The organism is Steroidobacter sp. (assembly GCF_036402275.1).
Taxonomy (GTDB): Bacteria; Pseudomonadota; Gammaproteobacteria; order Steroidobacterales; family Steroidobacteraceae; genus Steroidobacter.
Window position 1 is genome coordinate 138,022 of the sequence record NZ_DASWTF010000051.1, and the last position, 15,638, is coordinate 153,659.

Consider the following 15,638-nt stretch of genomic DNA (forward strand, 5'->3'; position numbering starts at 1 on the left):
CGCTGTCATGCACGCGCAGGAGACTGTTCCATGAGCGATATGACCAGGCGTCAATTCCTGGCAATCACCAGCAGCTCGCTGGCAGGATCGAGTCTCGCACTGCTGGGTTTCTCGCCAGGCGAAGCACTGGCCGAGGTTCGCGAGTTCAAGCTCGCGCGCGCCACCGAGACTCGCAACACCTGTCCTTACTGTTCCGTGTCGTGCGGCGTACTGATGTATTCGCTGGGCGATAAGTCGAAGAATGCCGAGGCGAGCATCTTTCACATCGAAGGCGATCCGGATCACCCCGTCAATCGCGGCACGCTGTGTCCGAAAGGGGCGGCGCTGGTCGATTTCATTCACAGCCCGAGTCGGCTAAAGCACCCGGAGTATCGCGCCCCCGGCTCGGACCGCTGGCAGCGCATCTCCTGGGACGACGCGCTCGACCGCATCGCCCGGCTGATGAAGGACGATCGCGATGCCAATTTCGTGCAGAAGACGGCCGACGGCCTGACGGTGAATCGCTGGCTCACCACGGGCATGCTGGCCGCGTCGGCGAGCAGTAACGAAGTCGGTTATCTCACTCACAAGGTGGTGCGCAGCCTCGGCATCCTCGCGTTCGACAACCAGGCTCGTGTCTGACACGGCCCGACGGTGGCAGGTCTTGCCCCGACGTTTGGCCGTGGAGCGATGACGAATCACTGGGTCGACATCAAGAATGCCGACGTCGTCCTCATCATGGGCGGCAATGCTGCCGAGGCCCACCCGTGTGGCTTCAAATGGGTTACCGAGGCCAAGGCGCACAACAAAGCGCGGCTGATCGTGGTCGATCCTCGCTTCACACGTTCGGCGTCCGTGGCCGATGTGTATGCTCCGCTGCGCGCGGGCACGGACATCGCGTTCCTTGGCGGCGTCATTCATTACCTGCTCGCCAACGACAAGATCCAGCGCGAGTACGTCACCAGCTACACCGACGCCACCTTCATCGTGAAAGAGGAGTTTGCGTTCACGAACGGCCTTTACTCCGGCTACAACGCAGACCAGCGCAGCTACGATAAGACCAGCTGGGAGTATGAAATCGGCGCGGACGGGTACGTCCGGACCGATCCGTCGCTGCAACATCCTCGCTGCGTGTTCAATTTGATGAAGCGGCACTACGCGCGCTACACGCCCGAGATGGTCGCGCGCGTCTGCGGCACGCCGCGCGAAAAGTTCCTGCAGATTTGCGAGATGATCGGCTCGACGGCGACCCCGGCTCGGGCAATGACGATCATGTACGCGCTCGGCTGGACGCAACACTCGGTCGGCTCGCAGATGATCCGCTGCGGAGCCATGGTGCAACTCCTCCTCGGCAACATCGGCGTCTCCGGCGGCGGCATGAACGCCCTGCGCGGACATTCGAACATCCAAGGGTTGACCGATCTCGGCCTGCTCACGGACCTGCTGCCGGGCTACATGGCGTTGCCGAAAGATCACGAGCAGGGCTACGACAAATATATGTCGGCGCGCACGTATCAGCCGCTGCGACCGAACCAGCTGAGCTACTGGCAGAACTACCCGAAGTTCTTCAACAGTCTGATGAAGGCCTGGTGGGGCGACGAGGCGCGCGCGGAGAATCAGTGGGGTTACGACTACTTGCCCAAGCTCGACAAGGTGTACGACATGCTTCAGGTCTACGATCTGATGCACCAGGGCAAGATCAACGGCTATCTTGCCCAGGGCTTCAACCCGCTGGCCGCCGCGCCGAATAAGGCGAAGATGACAGCGTCGCTGTCGAAGCTGAAGTTCCTCGTCGTGATGGATCCGCTCGTCACCGAAACGTCCGAGTTCTGGCGCAACTACGGCCCGCTCAACGACGTCGATCCGGGCAAGATTCAGACGGAAGTCTTCCGCCTGCCGACGACGTGCTTTGCCGAAGAGGATGGCGCGCTGGTCAATTCCGGACGCTGGTTGCAGTGGCATTGGAAAGGCGCCGAGCCGCCGGGCGAAGCCCGCTCCGACCTGGAAATCATGGCTGGCCTGTTCACGCGAGTGCGCAAGCTCTACGAGACGGATGGCGGCGCGTTCCCGGATCCCATCGTCAAGCTCTCGTGGCCCTATGCGAATCCGCGGAGCCCCTCCGCCGAGGAGCTGGCGAAGGAATATTCCGGCCGGGCGCTGGTCGATCTCGCCGATCCAAAGGACCCTACGAAGATCGTTCGCAAGTCAGGCGAGCAGCTGGCGGGCTTCGCCGAATTGCGTGACGACGGCAGCACGGCCTGCGGCTGCTGGATCTTCTGCGGCTGCTGGGGCCCGACCGGGAACCTGATGGCGCGCCGGGACAACTCGGATCCGACCGGCATCGGTCAAACACTCAATTGGGCATGGTCGTGGCCCGCGAATCGCCGTGTTTTATACAACCGGGCTTCGTGCGATCCCAGCGGCAAGCCGTTCAACCCGGAGCGCAAGCTGATTGCGTGGAACGGAAAACAATGGAGCGGCGCGGACGTGCCCGATTTCAAGGTCGACGAGGATCCCGCCGGCGGCATGGGGCCATTCATCATGAATGCCGAAGGCGTGGCGCGCTTCTTCGCGCGCACCAACATGGTGGAAGGCCCGTTCCCCGAGCACTACGAGCCGTTCGAGACCCCGCTCGGCTACAACCCGTTGAATCGGGACGAGCCGAGGGCGGTGAGCAATCCTGCCGCGCGCGTATTCAACGAAGATCGTGAGGCGTTCGGCAAAGCCGAGCAGTTCCCGCACGTGGCAACGACTTATCGACTGACCGAGCACTTCCATTATTGGACCAAGCACGTGCCCCTGAACGCCATCACGCAACCCGAGCAGTTCGTCGAAATCGGCGAAGCGCTCGCGAAGCAGCTCGGCATCGCGCCCGGCGATCGGGTGCAGGTCACGTCGAACCGTGGCCACATCCGGGCCGTGGCCGTAGTCACCAAGCGCATCAAACCGCTCGACGTCGACGGCCGGATCGTGCACACCGTCGGTATCCCGATCCACTGGGGCTTCACCGGCGTCGCGAAACCGGGCTATCTGGCGAACACGCTGACGCCGTTCGTCGGGGACGGCAACGTGCAGACGCCGGAGTTCAAAGCGTTCCTGGTCAAAGTGGAAAAGGTGTGAGGAGACTCGCATGGCGCTGCAATCTCTCGATATCGTCCGGCGCTCCGCGACCACGACGCCCTCACCTTCCGTGCGCGAGCCTCACGCCGGCGGCACGGTCGCCAAGCTGATCGACACCACCAAGTGCATCGGCTGCAAGGCCTGTCAGGTCGCTTGCATGGAATGGAACGACCTGCGCGATGAGATCGGCGCCAATGTCGGCGCGTACCAGAATCCGCACGATCTGACCGATCAATCCTGGACGCTGATGCGGTTCGCAGAGTACGAGAATCCCGACAAAGGCGGCGATCTCGAATGGCTCATCCGCAAGGACGGCTGCATGCACTGCGCGGACCCCGGCTGCCTCAAGGCCTGCCCCGCGCCGGGCGCAATCGTGCAGTACTCCAACGGCATCGTCGATTTCCACGAGGAAAACTGCATCGGCTGCGGCTATTGCATCGCCGGCTGTCCGTTCGACATACCGCGCATCTCGAAGCGGGATCACAAAGCATACAAATGTACTTTGTGCTCGGACCGAGTCGCCGTGGGACTCGAGCCTGCATGTATCAAAGCCTGCCCCACCGGTGCGCTCGTGTGGGGCACCAAGGAGGACATGCAGCATCATGCCGCCGAACGAGTCGAGGATCTGAAATCGCGCGGCTTCGACCAAGCGGGCCTGTACGATCCGCCGGGCGTCGGCGGCACGCATGTGATGTATGTGCTTCATCACGCCGATCAGCCGCAGCTCTATAACGACTTGCCTGCCGATCCAACCATCAGCGCCACCGTCGGCTTGTGGAAAGGCGCGCCCAAGCCGCTCGCGCTCGCCGGCATCGTGCTGACCGCGCTGGCGGGTTTCCTCCACTACATCCGCGTCGGCCGCAACGAGGTCCACGACAGCGACGAGCAGGCCGCCACGAAAGAAATAGAGAAGCTTCGTCATGAGTGATGCCACCCGGGATCCCGAGCGCCGCACGATCGAGCGCTACACTGCCAATGAGCGCACCAACCATTGGCTCGTCGCCATCGCTTTCATACTGGCTGCGATCTCGGGGCTCGCATTGTTTCATCCGGCGCTGTACTGGCTGAGCGCGTTGCTGGGCGGCGGCACCTGGACGCGCATCCTGCACCCGATCCTCGGCCTGATCATGGCATTCGCATTCGCGCTGTTGGCCGTCGGAATGTGGAGGCTCAATAAAATGGAGCCGCGCGACTGGCAATGGCTGCGCCAGTCGCGCGACGTGGTGAACAATCGCGAAGAGCGCCTGCCGGAAGTCGGGCGTTACAACGCAGGGCAGAAGCTGGTGTTTCTCCTCGCCGTTGCCTGCATGATCGGCCTGCTGCTGTCCGGCATCGTCATCTGGCGCCAGTACTTCTCGATGTATTTTCCGGTGGGCGTCATTCGTCTCGCCGGGGTCGTGCATGCGCTATGTGCCGTCATACTGATCTGCGCGATCGTCGTGCACATCTACGCCGGCATCTGGGTGAAGGGATCCGTGGGTGCGATGACCCGTGGTACGGTGACACCGGGCTGGGCATGGAAACATCATCGCGCCTGGTTCCGGGAAAAAATCCATGCGACGCATTCTCGAACCGGGACAGATTGAGGACGTCGCGCAGCGGCCCCTGCCGCGGTTGCGCCTTCCCGACCGCGCCCATGTGTTTTCCATGCGCGCCGCACGCCTGCGGCAGCAAAGTGGGAAGGATGCGATCGGAGGTTCCATTGGCGACTACCTGCGCCTGATGGCGCATCTCGCCGACGCTCAGCAAATCGCCCTCGCGGACATGGAGTCGACACCGCCCAGCATCGAGCAGATTGCGCATGCGCGGACATTTCGTATGCCGCTCGTTGCTTCGAACGGATGGCCGCGCGAACAGCATTGGCGCCGGACGCTGAGGTCGATTTGCGATTCGCTCGCAATGCTGCCGGAGCTTTCGGCGCCGACGCGCGCGGTCTGCGATGGATTGCGCGTACTGGGACGGGAGTCCCTCGAAGCACAGGCGGATGCGCTGCTGGCGGCGCGGACCGAAGCGGTCGACGTGGCGGCTGCTCCCTTCGTGATGGCCGCCTTGCAGGTCTACTGGGTGGATCTTGCAAGCCGGATGCGCACCGACGACATCCCTGAGCTCGATGTGCCCGGCGCGTGTCCAACATGCGGCACGCTGCCGGTGGCAAGCGTCGTACGAGCTCAAGGATTCCGCTATCTGCACTGCGCCCTGTGCGCCACCGAGTGGCACATGGTCCGCGTGAAGTGCAGCCACTGCCTGACGACTCGAGGCATCAGCTATCAGTTCATCGAGGATGGGCCGCCGGGCATTCGTGCCGAATGCTGCGATACCTGCCGGACCTATCGGAAAATTCTGTATCAGGAACAGGACGGCGAGGTCGAGCCGGTGGCGGACGATCTCGCCAGCCTGGCGCTCGATCTGCTGTTGAGCGACGCCGGATACCATCGCGCCAGCGCGAATCCGCTGCTGCCGGTTGTCTGACCCGCAGCAAACGCTCAGAATGCCGGGACATTCAACGCCCGCTGGGTGGCTGCGTGTCAGCACCGCTCGCTGAATCGCCGCGCGCGAGCGCGGCAGACATACCTTCCCTCGACCGCCTGCTGAATCGGCCGGCGCTGGCAGATCTGTTGGCTCATCACGGACGCACTCAGGTCACGATGACCTTGCGCCTGCATTTGCAAGATCTGCGCAGCCGCGCTCTGGCGGGCGAGTTGGAGCAGGTGGCGTTGAGCGACGAGGCGCTCACCCGCACCCTCGAATCCAAGCTCGCGGACATCTCACGTCCGCACCTGCGCCCGGTGTTCAATCTCACTGGCACGGTGCTCCACACCAATCTCGGCCGAGCCCTATTGCCCGAAACCGCCGTGCGCGCCGTCGCGCAAGCGCTCACCGCACCGGTCAATCTCGAGTTCGACCTGGCTTCGGGCAAGCGCGGCGACCGAGATGATCTGGTCGAGGATCTGCTACGTGAGCTGACGGGCGCCGAAGCAGCCACGGTCGTGAACAACAACGCCGCGGCAGTTCTGTTGCTGCTCAGCGCCCTCGCCGGCCGCCGCCAGGTCATTATCTCGCGCGGCGAACTGATCGAGATCGGCGGTGCGTTCCGCATGCCCGATATCATGCGCCAGGCCGGCGCCAGGCTCGTCGAGGTCGGCACGACCAATCGCACCCATATTTCCGATTATGAGCAAGGCATCGGGCCGCGCACTGCGCTGCTCATGAAAGTGCATACGAGCAATTACGCCATTTCCGGATTTACGCACAGTGTATCGATCGAAGAGCTGGCGCCACTCGCACGCAGTCATGCGATTCCGGTAGCCGTGGATCTCGGCAGCGGCTCGCTCGTGGATCTCACACAATGGCAACTGCCGCGAGAGCCGACTGTGCGCGAGACGCTTGCGGCCGGCGCCGATCTGGTCAGCTTCAGCGGCGACAAGCTGCTCGGCGGTCCGCAGGCCGGTGTGCTCGCCGGCCGCGCCGATCTGATCGCCAAGCTCAAGAAACATCCGCTCAAGCGAGCGCTGCGTGTCGGCAAGCTGACGCTGGCTGCGCTCGAGGCAATCCTGACGGTGTATCGCTCGCCGGAATTTCTGACCGAGCGGCTCACGACATTGCGGCTGCTCACACGCAGCGTCGCGAACATGCAGGCGCAGGCGGCCCGATTGCAACCTCTCGTTCTGGGTGCTGTCGGGGATGCGTACGACGTCGCCGCGACGCCGTTGTCCAGTCAAATCGGCAGTGGTGCGCTGCCCATCGATCGGTTGCCCAGCTACGGGCTCGCCATACGCACGCTCAAGGGAAGGCGCGGCAGCCTCGATCGTCTCGAAGCGGCGTTCCGCGCCTTACCTCAGCCGGTGATCGCGCGCATCGCCGAGAAGACTCTGTGGCTCGATCTGCGTTGTCTGGAAGAATCCGAGGAGCCATCGTTCGCCCGACAACTAGCGGAGCTGGCGCAGCCATGATCGTCGGCACCGCCGGGCACATCGACCATGGCAAGACCTCGCTCGTTCGCGCACTGACGGGCGTCGATACCGATCGTCTGAAGCAAGAGAAAGAACGTGGCATCTCGATCGAGCTCGGCTACGCCTACACCCCGCTGCCCAACGGCGATGTCCTCGGCTTTGTCGACGTGCCGGGTCACGAGCGTCTGGTGCACACGATGGTTTCGGGCGCATGCGGCATCCATTTTGCGCTGCTGCTCGTGGCGGCCGACGATGGCGTGATGCCACAGACTTGCGAGCACCTGGCTATCCTGGAGTTACTCGGCATCTCGCGCGGCGCTGTGGCGCTGACCAAGATGGATCGCGTGAATCACCAGCGCCTGTGCGAAGTCGACAAGCAAATAAGAGATCTCCTGGAACACACGGCGCTGGGCGGAGCACCGATCTTCCCGGTAAACGCCACCGCCGCCGATGATCCCGGCACGGCCGCGCTCCGGCGACACCTGCACGATACGGCCATGCACATGCCGTCGCGCCACGACGAAGGTTTCTTCAGGCTGGCAGTAGATCGCGTCTTAACACTTCCTGGTCATGGCACGATCGTCGCGGGAACCGTGTTCTCAGGACGGATACATACCGGCGACACGGTGCTGGCGATGCCGCGCAAGCTTCCAGTCCGAGTGCGCAGCATCCACGCACAGCAGCGGCCGACCGACAGTGGTTGCGCCGGGCAGCGCTGTGCACTCAATCTCGCAGGCGTGGAGAAAAGCGCGATCTGTCGTGGTGACTGGCTCGGCGATCCGCGCGTGTTCGTGTCGACCCGGCGAGTCGATGTGAGAATGCAATTGTTAGCACCCAGCGGCGTGCGGCTTGCCACGTGGTCGTCGATTCACGTGCACCTCGGCACCGCGCACCTCCCTGCCCGCGTGGTCTTACTCGAGTCGGAGCATCTCGCGGCAGGCGAGTCGGCGAGAGTTCAACTCGTGTTCGAAACAGATACGCACGCCCTTCCCGGAGATCGTTTTATCGTTCGCGATGCGCAGGCCGCGCATACCATCGGCGGCGGTGTGGTCCTGGATTCATCCGCTCCGTCACGCAGGCGCCGTTCGGACCCCCGCCTGCGCTACCTCGATGCGATCGAACGAATGCTCGCCGGAGAGGGACTGGCGCCGCTGTTGGCGAACGCGCCCCACGGGGTCAGTGTGAGAGATCTCGAACGTTTGACAGGACGTGCGGTGCCGAGCCAGACCCTTCCGGCCAACGCTGTTGTCAGGGGCACGGGTCAGGAACTGTTCGTCATGCTCGCGTCCGCATGGAGCTCACTGCGCGAGCGCGCGTTGCTCGCCTTACGAGAATTTCACACCGAATTTGCGGACGACCCCGGTCCCGATAGCGGAAGACTGCGCCGTATCGCGCTGCCGGACTTGCCTGCGCCACTGTGGCAAGCGCTCGTGGAAGAACTCACGGAGGAACGTTCATTGATCCGCAACGGCCCCTGGCTCCATTTGCCGGACCATGTGATCACTCTCTCCGACGCGGATCGAGAGATCGCACGGCAGTTGCAGTCACTCATCGCACGGGGTCATCCTGAACCCGCTTGGGTGAGAGATCTGGCCGCGGTCGTCCAGCAGCCCGAAGAGCGTGTGCGCCATATCCTGCTCAGACAGGCGGCTCAGGGCGCTGTGTGTCAGATCGTGCATGATCTGTTCTACGACAGCGATCGCATCGACTCGCTGGCCAGCATTATCGCCGTGCTCGCGCAAGAACACGGCGGCGTCAACGCTGCGCGCTATCGCGATGCCATCGGGCTCGGCCGCAAGCGCACGATCCAGATCCTGGAATTCTTCGATCGCATCGGTTACACGCGGCGCGTTCACGATGTGCACGTTCTGCGTAAAGACAGTGGCTGGCACACACGGAAGGTACACGCACCCGGCGGTGCGGCTGGGCTTCAAACCCAGCGGGGGGCGTCAGACGCTTCCCGGTAGGTTCGACTCCTGCTGCCTTCCGCCAATATCGTCATCACGCGGACATCACCTATGAACATGGTCAGCACACCGCGGCTCACTTCGCTCTCGCACGGCGGCGGCTGCGGCTGCAAGATCGCGCCCGGCGTGTTAGCCAGTCTGATCGAGCGTTCCGCTTCGACGACACCGTTCGCGCACCTGTTGGTCGGAGCGGAAACCGCCGATGACGCCGCCGTCTATGCACTCAACGACGAGCAAGCGGTCATTGCGACGACCGATTTCTTCATGCCCATCGTCGACGACCCGTTCGATTTCGGACGCATCGCGGCCGCCAATGCGTTGAGCGACGTGTATGCGATGGGCGGCACGCCGCTGCTGGCGCTGGCCATCCTAGGCATGCCGATCAATGTTCTGTCCACAGATGTCATTCGCGAGATCCTGCGCGGCGGCGAGGCGATTTGCGCCCAAGCAGGCATTCCCGTGGCGGGCGGACATAGCATCGATTCGGTCGAACCCATCTATGGCCTTGCCGCCATCGGTGTCGTGCACCCACGCCATCTGAAGCGCAACTCTTCTGCCTGCGCGGGGGACGCGCTGGTGGTGGGCAAACCCCTCGGTGTCGGCATTCTCTCCGCCGCGCTCAAGAAGGAACGGCTCGCTGAAAGCGGCTATCGCACACTGATCGACACCACGACGCGGCTGAATGTCGCCGGGCCGCATCTGGCGCAACTGCCGGGCGTGCATGCGATGACCGATGTGACCGGCTTCGGCGTGCTGGGACATCTATTGGAGATGTGTCGTGGCGCCGGATTGAGCGCGCGCGTGAAGATGTCGCAGATACCTTTATTGGATGACGTGGTCGCGCTGGCGGAAGCAGGCTATGTGACGGGTGCATCGGTACGCAATTGGTGGGCCTATGGCGCACAAGTGCAATTGGACGCGCGGCTCGACAATGTCGCGAGATCGCTGCTGTGCGATCCTCAAACGTCCGGCGGTCTGCTGGTGGCCTGTACGGAAGATGCCGTTCCAGCCGTCATCGAATTGTTTCACGGTTTCGGATTCGAACACGCGGCCACCATCGGACACATGAACGCGGCCACGAGTGACTCTTGCCACGTGGCGGTCGATCTGTGAAGGACGGGCGCGATGAAACCGATGCTCGAAAGCGGCGCCTTGAGATCCGTGTTGGAACGCGCCACGCAGCATGCGCTGGCCTGCGACGCCTTGCAGCCGATCGAGAGCGCACTTCACGTCATCGAGGACGCGTGTGTGCGCTTCCTCGTCCGACAGCTTTCGCCGCTCGGGCGGCAGCGACTCGACAGCCGCCGCGCGCGGGGCGCGGGGGTCGCGCCCAATCCCTTTCTGCCATTCGACCGCAATCTGTTCGTTGCCGACATCTCTCGGACCCATGTGGCGCTGCTGAACAAGTTCGCCCTGATTCCGTGGCACATGCTCATCGTCACGCGTCGCTTCGAAGCACAGGAGACACTGCTTGGAGAGGCGGACTTCGAAGCGCTATGCGCCTGTCTGGCGCAAGTGGATGGTTTGATCTTTTATAACGGTGGAACGGCCGCGGGCGCGAGTCAGGCACACAAACACCTGCAGATGGTGCCGCTGCCGCTCGAAGGCGTCGGACCGCCGACGCCGATCGATTCAGCGATCGAGAGAGTGCAGGTTCACAAGGGGATTTTGAGGGTTCCGGATCTCACATTTCCGCATGCCCTTGCATGGCTCGAGCCTGAGCTGTTCGAGCACGGTAGCGATCCCGTGAGTCACCTTGCATCGCTGTACTCGCAACTTCATCGCCGTATCGGCATCCACGCCATCGAGCGCAATGGCGAGCAGTACCAATCTGCCCCATGGAATCTGCTTGTGACGCGCAGATGGATGCTCGGCGTGCCTCGACAGTGTGAAGAATTTCAGGGCGTTCCCATCAACGCACTCGGTTTCGCTGGATCGCTGTTCGTCCGCGATGAGAAACAAATGGAAACCATCGCAGGCGCCGGGCCAATGGCTGCACTCACCGCGGTATCGGGTCTGTCGAGCGCGTAGTCAGCGACACATTCCCTCAGAGCTTGCGCAGCCAGATATTCCGGAAGCGAACTTCGTGCGAATGATCCTGCAACCGGATGGGCATGTCGCCGTGAGCTTTATAACTTGGCGCGCCAATGTACGCCGTGGCGCCTTTGAGCGAGACGTTGTTTTGTATCAGCACGCCGTTGTGAAGCACCGTCATCCGCGCCGGCGAAATCAACGAACCGTCCGAAGCAAAACGTGGCGCCGTGAAAACAATGTCATAGGTCTGCCATTGACCGGCCGGCCGGTTCGCATTCACCAGCGGCGGATATTGCTTGTAAATGGCGCCCGCCTGGCCGTTGACATACGTTTTGTTCTCGAACGTATCGAGCACCTGCACTTCGTACACGTCCTGCAGAAACACGCCGCTGTTAGCGCGATCCTGATCGACTTTATCCGCCGGCAAGCGCGGCGCGTACCATTCGACATGCAGCTGCACGTCGCCGAAGCTGTCGCGAGTCTGAATGTCACCTGTGCCCGGCGCGACCACGAGCTCGCCCCGCTCCACCCGCCACTTCGCCGGTCCGCCGTCCTTTTCGCTTTTCCAGGCATTCAGATGCTTGCCGTCGAAGAGCACGATGGCGTCCGAAGGCGGCGCTCCGGCTGTCGCACCCGGCATCACTTTCACCGGGACCGGCGACCACACTTCAGTGGCTTTCGGGTTACCGGCGGCGGCGGCTTGAACATCCACGACCACACTCCACAGCATTGCCACTGCCCAGCTTCCAATGAGGTAATCCCTGAGAGTATTGATCTTCATGAGCTACGCGACCACCTGAGAAAAGACACAGCCATCGGCTGATGTTAAGACGTTCGCGGGTGAGAGTCTTCCCTACTTCGCCGGAGAGCTGCCCGCATGCTAATCGTTCCTGTCTGTGCGATCGTCCGCACCCGGCGTCGAGCGACTCTTGTAAAGTGTCGCTGGTCGGGCTCGGGCTCGATGACTGGGGAGTGACGTGGGGTTCGGAGATCAACGACAAAACAACGGCGACGCGCCGCCGGAGGGCGGCACACCCAGCTTCATCTGGCGTTTCGCGGACGCCGAGCTCGACGAGGCATGCTGGCGCCTGACGGTGCATGGCCAGCCGGTCGAGCTGGAGCCGCGGCCACTGCAGGTTCTGCGGGAGTTGCTCCGCTGTGCCGGTGAGGTGGTGCGCAAAGACGAGCTGGTCGAGGCGGTCTACGGCCATCAACATGTCACCGACGGCGCGCTGAATCAGGCAATCAGCAAGCTGCGCAGCGCGCTCGGCGATCGCGACCAGTCGATCGTCGCCACCGTGCATCGTCTCGGCTATCGTCTGGCGGCGCCGGTGACGGTGCGGACTGCGTCCAACGCTCAGGTCCAACCGGTGACACTGCAAACCGGCGGCACGCTCCCGGGGCGGGACCAATGGGAACTGACGGCCCCGCTCGGCTCGAACCGAGGCATCGAGGTGTGGCTCGCCCGTCACCGCAAGCTTGGGGAGCAGCGCGTCTTCAAAGTCAGCGTGGACGGCGCGCGACTGTCCTGCCTCAAACGCGAAGTCACGCTTTACCGCATGCTGAGCCAGCAACTCGGCGAGCGCGACGACTTCGTGAAAGTGTTGGACTGGAACTTCGACCAGGCGCCGTTCTATATCGAATGCGAGTATGGCGGTGTCGATCTGCTGCAATGGTGGCAGGAGCAGAACGGGGCTGCCGGCGTACCGCTCGAGCAGCGCCTCGAGCTGCTGGCTGCAGTCGCCGATTCCCTGGCCGACGCGCATGCCGTCGGCGTGCTTCATAAAGATCTGAAACCCGGCAACATTCTCGTCGAGGCGACGGGCGACGGCCGCTGGCGCACACGCCTCGCCGATTTCGGCAGCGCTCATCTGTTGCATCTCGACCGTCTGACGCAGTTCGGCATCACGCGGCTCGGCTTCACGCAGACTCAAGCGGCGATCTCGAGCGGCGGCACTCCGCTGTACCTCGCGCCAGAAGTCATCGCTGACGGTAGCGCAACCGCCCCTTCGGACGTCTATGCGCTCGGCGTCGTGCTGTATCAGCTCGTCGTCGGCGACCTACGCAAGCCGCTGGCGCCGGGCTGGGAGCGCGACATACCCGATGAGGTACTTCGCGGCGACATCGCGGCGGCGGTCGACGGCAACCCGCAACGCCGCCTCGCCTCGGCGCGCGAACTCGCGCAGCGCCTGCGCCAGCTCGACGCACGCCGCGAAGACTTGCGCGCTCAACAGCAACTGCGTGAGCGCGCCGTCGAGACCACACGACAACTCGAACGTCTGCGCGCGCGGCGGCCCTGGATCATCACCGCCGTCACGGCGCTTTGTCTCGGTCTCGCTGTGGGCGGCTGGTTCTATCTGGACGCCGTGCGAGCCGGGCGCGAGGCCCGTGAGCAAGCGGCAGTAGCGCAGGCGGTCAGCGACTTCTTCAGCCGCGAAGTGTTGTCCGCCGCCGCGCCGTACGAGGACATTGGCGTATCGAAGACACCGACGGTGCGCGAGGCGGTGGACCGCGCGCTGAGCCGAATCGGCGAACGCTTTCGAGAGCAACCCGCGATTGAAGCCGCGATTCGCGCCACCGCTGGTGAGGTCTACGGCGAGCTGACCGATCTGCCGGCAGCAATCAAGCAAGACCGGCATGCACTGGAGCTGTTTCGCGCCAGCCTCGGCGCCGAACATCCGCGGAGCCTCCGGGCGCAATACTGGCTCTCGATGGACCTGACCGAAGCTTCACACTTCGACGAAGCGGTGAAGTTGATCGCGGAGGCCGATGCCATGCTCGAACAGCACGATGTGTCCGATCCGCGCACCCTGTTCGCCGCGTACCGCGCTCGCTGTTATCACGGAATCATCGCATCGGCCTACGAAAGCGCGGTCGACGACTGCGAAGCCACGCTGACGAGCCAGCGTCAGCTCGATCCCAACGACCGCACGGCCCTGTTCAAATGGCTGGTCAATCTGGCGACCCTGTATTCACGCATGGGCCGCTTCGAACAAGCCGGCCCCTTGTTCGAAGAGGGGCTCCAATCCCTCCGCCGCGACGGCGGCGAGGCCAGCCTGACGGGTGCGCGCTTCAAAAACATCTACGGCATCAATCTAGTGCTCGAGCATCGCTACAAGGAAGCTGAGCCGCTACTGCGCGACGCGTACGAGGTGATGATCGCGCACAACCCCACGAACCTCTACGTGCACGAAACGCTTGGGCTCCTGGCCGTTGTCTACGCGCATACCGGCCGTCCCCAGGAGGCGCTCGCAGCTAGCCGCACGAGCTATGAGAACTATCTGCGCGATGCTGGCGCCGATAGTCATTTCACGGCGCTCGCCGAAGGCCTGCTCGGCGTACACGAATGCGAAGCTGGCGAGTGCGACAGCGGGATCGCGCATCTCGAATCGGCGCGGGCGCGCTTGGGGCGGCAGTACGGCGAAACACATCCGCAAACGCAGCGGATGGAGTTCTTCCTGGCCCGCTCACTGCTCGATGCGAAGCGCCCCGTGGGAGACGTCGAACGTCTGCTCGCCGCGCTCGATGTCAAAGCGCTCGAAACCGCATCTCCGGAGCGCGACTGGGCGCCGCGCCTCGATCTGCTGCGTGGCCGGCTGCTGGTTGCCAAGGGCCGCAGCGTCGAAGCGGTGGCGCTGCTCGATCCAGCCGTGGATCAACTGCGCAAGCTCGGCTCGGCGCAGACCGAGGTGCTGGCCGCGCAGAAACTGCTGAACTTACTGGCGGCTGCGCCCTAGCCGCCTCGTTGATCATAGATCGTTGAGGCGCGCGACCAATTCGGCCTGACGGCTGACGCCAAGCTTCGCGCAGATGGTCTTTATCTGCGCGCGCACTGTGCCGAGGGCGACGCCTCGAGCCGCGGCGATGGCCTGCGGCGTCTCGCCAGCGCCAAGTTGCATGGCGATCTGCGTCTCCGCCATGGTGAGTGCATACGCTGCCTGCACCACCGACGCCCTGCGTTCCCTTGGCGCCCTCGTTCCTCTCGCGATGACCAGCACGCGGGGAGCGAGGTCATGTTCGTACTCTTGCCGAGGCAGAGGAATGACTTCGAGCACGAGCGGCGAAGCTTCGATCCGCCCGCCGCGCACGACGATGGTCCGATGCATCGGGCGGCCGGCTTGTGCACGAACGAATGCCGCGGCGGCAATCGCATCGTCGAGCGCCTGCAATTCGACCGGGTTGTCCGCGCAAAGGCGGTTTGACTTAAGAGAAAGGCCGCAATCGGTTCGAACGAGCGCTTCCGCGGTAGGAGTGGCGGCCCTCACGACGCCTGCGCTATCGCAGACGAAGGCCGGAATCGAGAGTGCTTCCATGGCCCCTGCAAGCACGGCGGCAGTTTCGAGCGCCATCTGACTGCGGACGGCGGCCGGCACAGCCGGCGCGACGGACGCGAACACTTCGCATTGCGCGCTCGGAACATGGCCCTGCTGCCCGGAACGGCCACTGTGACGCACGTCACTAAACATACTCGCAAGCCTCGTCGAACGAGCGGAAACCTTGTCTCCGCGGTCCGATCGAACGTAAGGCCAGCAGCGGCGTGAATCCTCACGGAGTTCTCACCGATTCGTCACGGCCCTCGAAACCCAGC

At 63.5% G+C, this 15,638-nt stretch carries 10 protein-coding genes, 1 tRNA gene and 1 pseudogene; 10 read left to right on the plus strand and 2 right to left on the minus strand.

Annotated elements, in window-relative coordinates; all coding sequences use genetic code 11:
- The first annotated feature begins 30 nt into the window (after positions 1 to 30).
- The 9 genes and pseudogenes from fdnG (at position 31) to VGD45_RS30140 (ending at position 11,047) form a co-directional block, all read left to right on the plus strand.
- On the plus strand, positions 31 to 3,099 hold the full coding sequence (gene fdnG, locus VGD45_RS30095) for a formate dehydrogenase-N subunit alpha (protein WP_331159104.1): 3,069 nt from the start codon (positions 31 to 33) through the stop codon (positions 3,097 to 3,099).
- A 10-nt stretch (positions 3,100 to 3,109) separates the two neighbouring features.
- Positions 3,110 to 4,027 carry a formate dehydrogenase subunit beta gene (fdxH, locus tag VGD45_RS30100; RefSeq protein WP_331159105.1) on the plus strand — a complete coding sequence of 306 codons (918 nt, stop codon included), beginning with the start codon at positions 3,110 to 3,112 and terminating at the stop codon, positions 4,025 to 4,027.
- Positions 4,020 to 4,685: a formate dehydrogenase subunit gamma gene (locus tag VGD45_RS30105; protein WP_331159106.1), complete on the plus strand. Its 666-nt coding sequence runs from the start codon at positions 4,020 to 4,022 to the stop codon at positions 4,683 to 4,685. The genes fdxH and VGD45_RS30105 overlap by 8 nt, the downstream gene beginning before the upstream one ends.
- Positions 4,654 to 5,568: a formate dehydrogenase accessory protein FdhE gene (gene fdhE, locus VGD45_RS30110; RefSeq protein WP_331159107.1), complete on the plus strand. Its 915-nt coding sequence runs from the start codon at positions 4,654 to 4,656 to the stop codon at positions 5,566 to 5,568. The genes VGD45_RS30105 and fdhE overlap by 32 nt, the downstream gene beginning before the upstream one ends.
- A gap of 53 nt (positions 5,569 to 5,621) precedes the next feature.
- Complete coding sequence (gene selA / locus VGD45_RS30115) at positions 5,622 to 7,049, plus strand: L-seryl-tRNA(Sec) selenium transferase (protein ID WP_331159108.1); 1,428 nt, start codon at positions 5,622 to 5,624, stop codon at positions 7,047 to 7,049.
- Positions 7,046 to 8,938: pseudogene (selB, locus tag VGD45_RS34245) on the plus strand (selenocysteine-specific translation elongation factor); the annotation flags it as partial. The gene selA and the pseudogene selB, both read left to right, overlap by 4 nt.
- 7 nt (positions 8,939 to 8,945) lie before the next feature.
- Positions 8,946 to 9,041: transfer RNA gene (locus VGD45_RS30130), tRNA-Sec, on the plus strand.
- A gap of 26 nt (positions 9,042 to 9,067) precedes the next feature.
- Positions 9,068 to 10,129 (plus strand): selenide, water dikinase SelD, encoded by a 1,062-nt coding sequence (gene selD / locus VGD45_RS30135; RefSeq protein ID WP_331159111.1) that lies wholly within the window; start codon positions 9,068 to 9,070, stop codon positions 10,127 to 10,129.
- 12 nt (positions 10,130 to 10,141) lie between these two features.
- A complete protein-coding gene (locus tag VGD45_RS30140) occupies positions 10,142 to 11,047 on the plus strand; it encodes a hypothetical protein (protein ID WP_331159112.1) in 906 nt (301 codons plus the stop codon).
- Positions 11,048 to 11,063: 16 nt separating this feature from the next.
- Here VGD45_RS30140 and VGD45_RS30145 read toward each other — a convergent pair whose 3' ends face one another.
- On the minus strand, positions 11,064 to 11,831 hold the full coding sequence (locus VGD45_RS30145) for a DUF1080 domain-containing protein (RefSeq protein WP_331159113.1): 768 nt from the start codon (positions 11,829 to 11,831) through the stop codon (positions 11,064 to 11,066).
- A gap of 196 nt (positions 11,832 to 12,027) precedes the next feature.
- Here VGD45_RS30145 and VGD45_RS30150 point away from each other — a divergent pair, with 196 nt between their 5' ends.
- Positions 12,028 to 14,787 (plus strand): tetratricopeptide repeat protein, encoded by a 2,760-nt coding sequence (locus VGD45_RS30150; protein ID WP_331159114.1) that lies wholly within the window; start codon positions 12,028 to 12,030, stop codon positions 14,785 to 14,787.
- 12 nt (positions 14,788 to 14,799) lie between these two features.
- Here the strand turns inward: VGD45_RS30150 and VGD45_RS30155 are convergent, their stop codons facing one another.
- Positions 14,800 to 15,516 carry a helix-turn-helix transcriptional regulator gene (locus VGD45_RS30155; protein ID WP_331159115.1) on the minus strand — a complete coding sequence of 239 codons (717 nt, stop codon included), beginning with the start codon at positions 15,514 to 15,516 and terminating at the stop codon, positions 14,800 to 14,802.
- Between the last annotated feature and the right edge of the window lie 122 nt (positions 15,517 to 15,638).

What these genes read in the sequence shown, in the direction of transcription:
- fdxH (WP_331159105.1), top strand. Translation starts at nt 3,110, where the DNA reads ATGGCGCTGCAATCTCTCGATATCGTCCGGCGCTCCGCGACCACGACG.
- VGD45_RS30105 (WP_331159106.1), top strand. Translation starts at nt 4,020, where the DNA reads ATGAGTGATGCCACCCGGGATCCCGAGCGCCGCACGATCGAGCGCTAC.
- fdhE (WP_331159107.1), top strand. Translation starts at nt 4,654, where the DNA reads ATGCGACGCATTCTCGAACCGGGACAGATTGAGGACGTCGCGCAGCGG.
- selD (WP_331159111.1), top strand. Translation starts at nt 9,068, where the DNA reads ATGAACATGGTCAGCACACCGCGGCTCACTTCGCTCTCGCACGGCGGC.
- VGD45_RS30140 (WP_331159112.1), top strand. Translation starts at nt 10,142, where the DNA reads ATGAAACCGATGCTCGAAAGCGGCGCCTTGAGATCCGTGTTGGAACGC.
- VGD45_RS30145 (WP_331159113.1), bottom strand. Translation starts at nt 11,831, where the DNA reads ATGAAGATCAATACTCTCAGGGATTACCTCATTGGAAGCTGGGCAGTG.
- VGD45_RS30155 (WP_331159115.1), bottom strand. Translation starts at nt 15,516, where the DNA reads ATGTTTAGTGACGTGCGTCACAGTGGCCGTTCCGGGCAGCAGGGCCAT.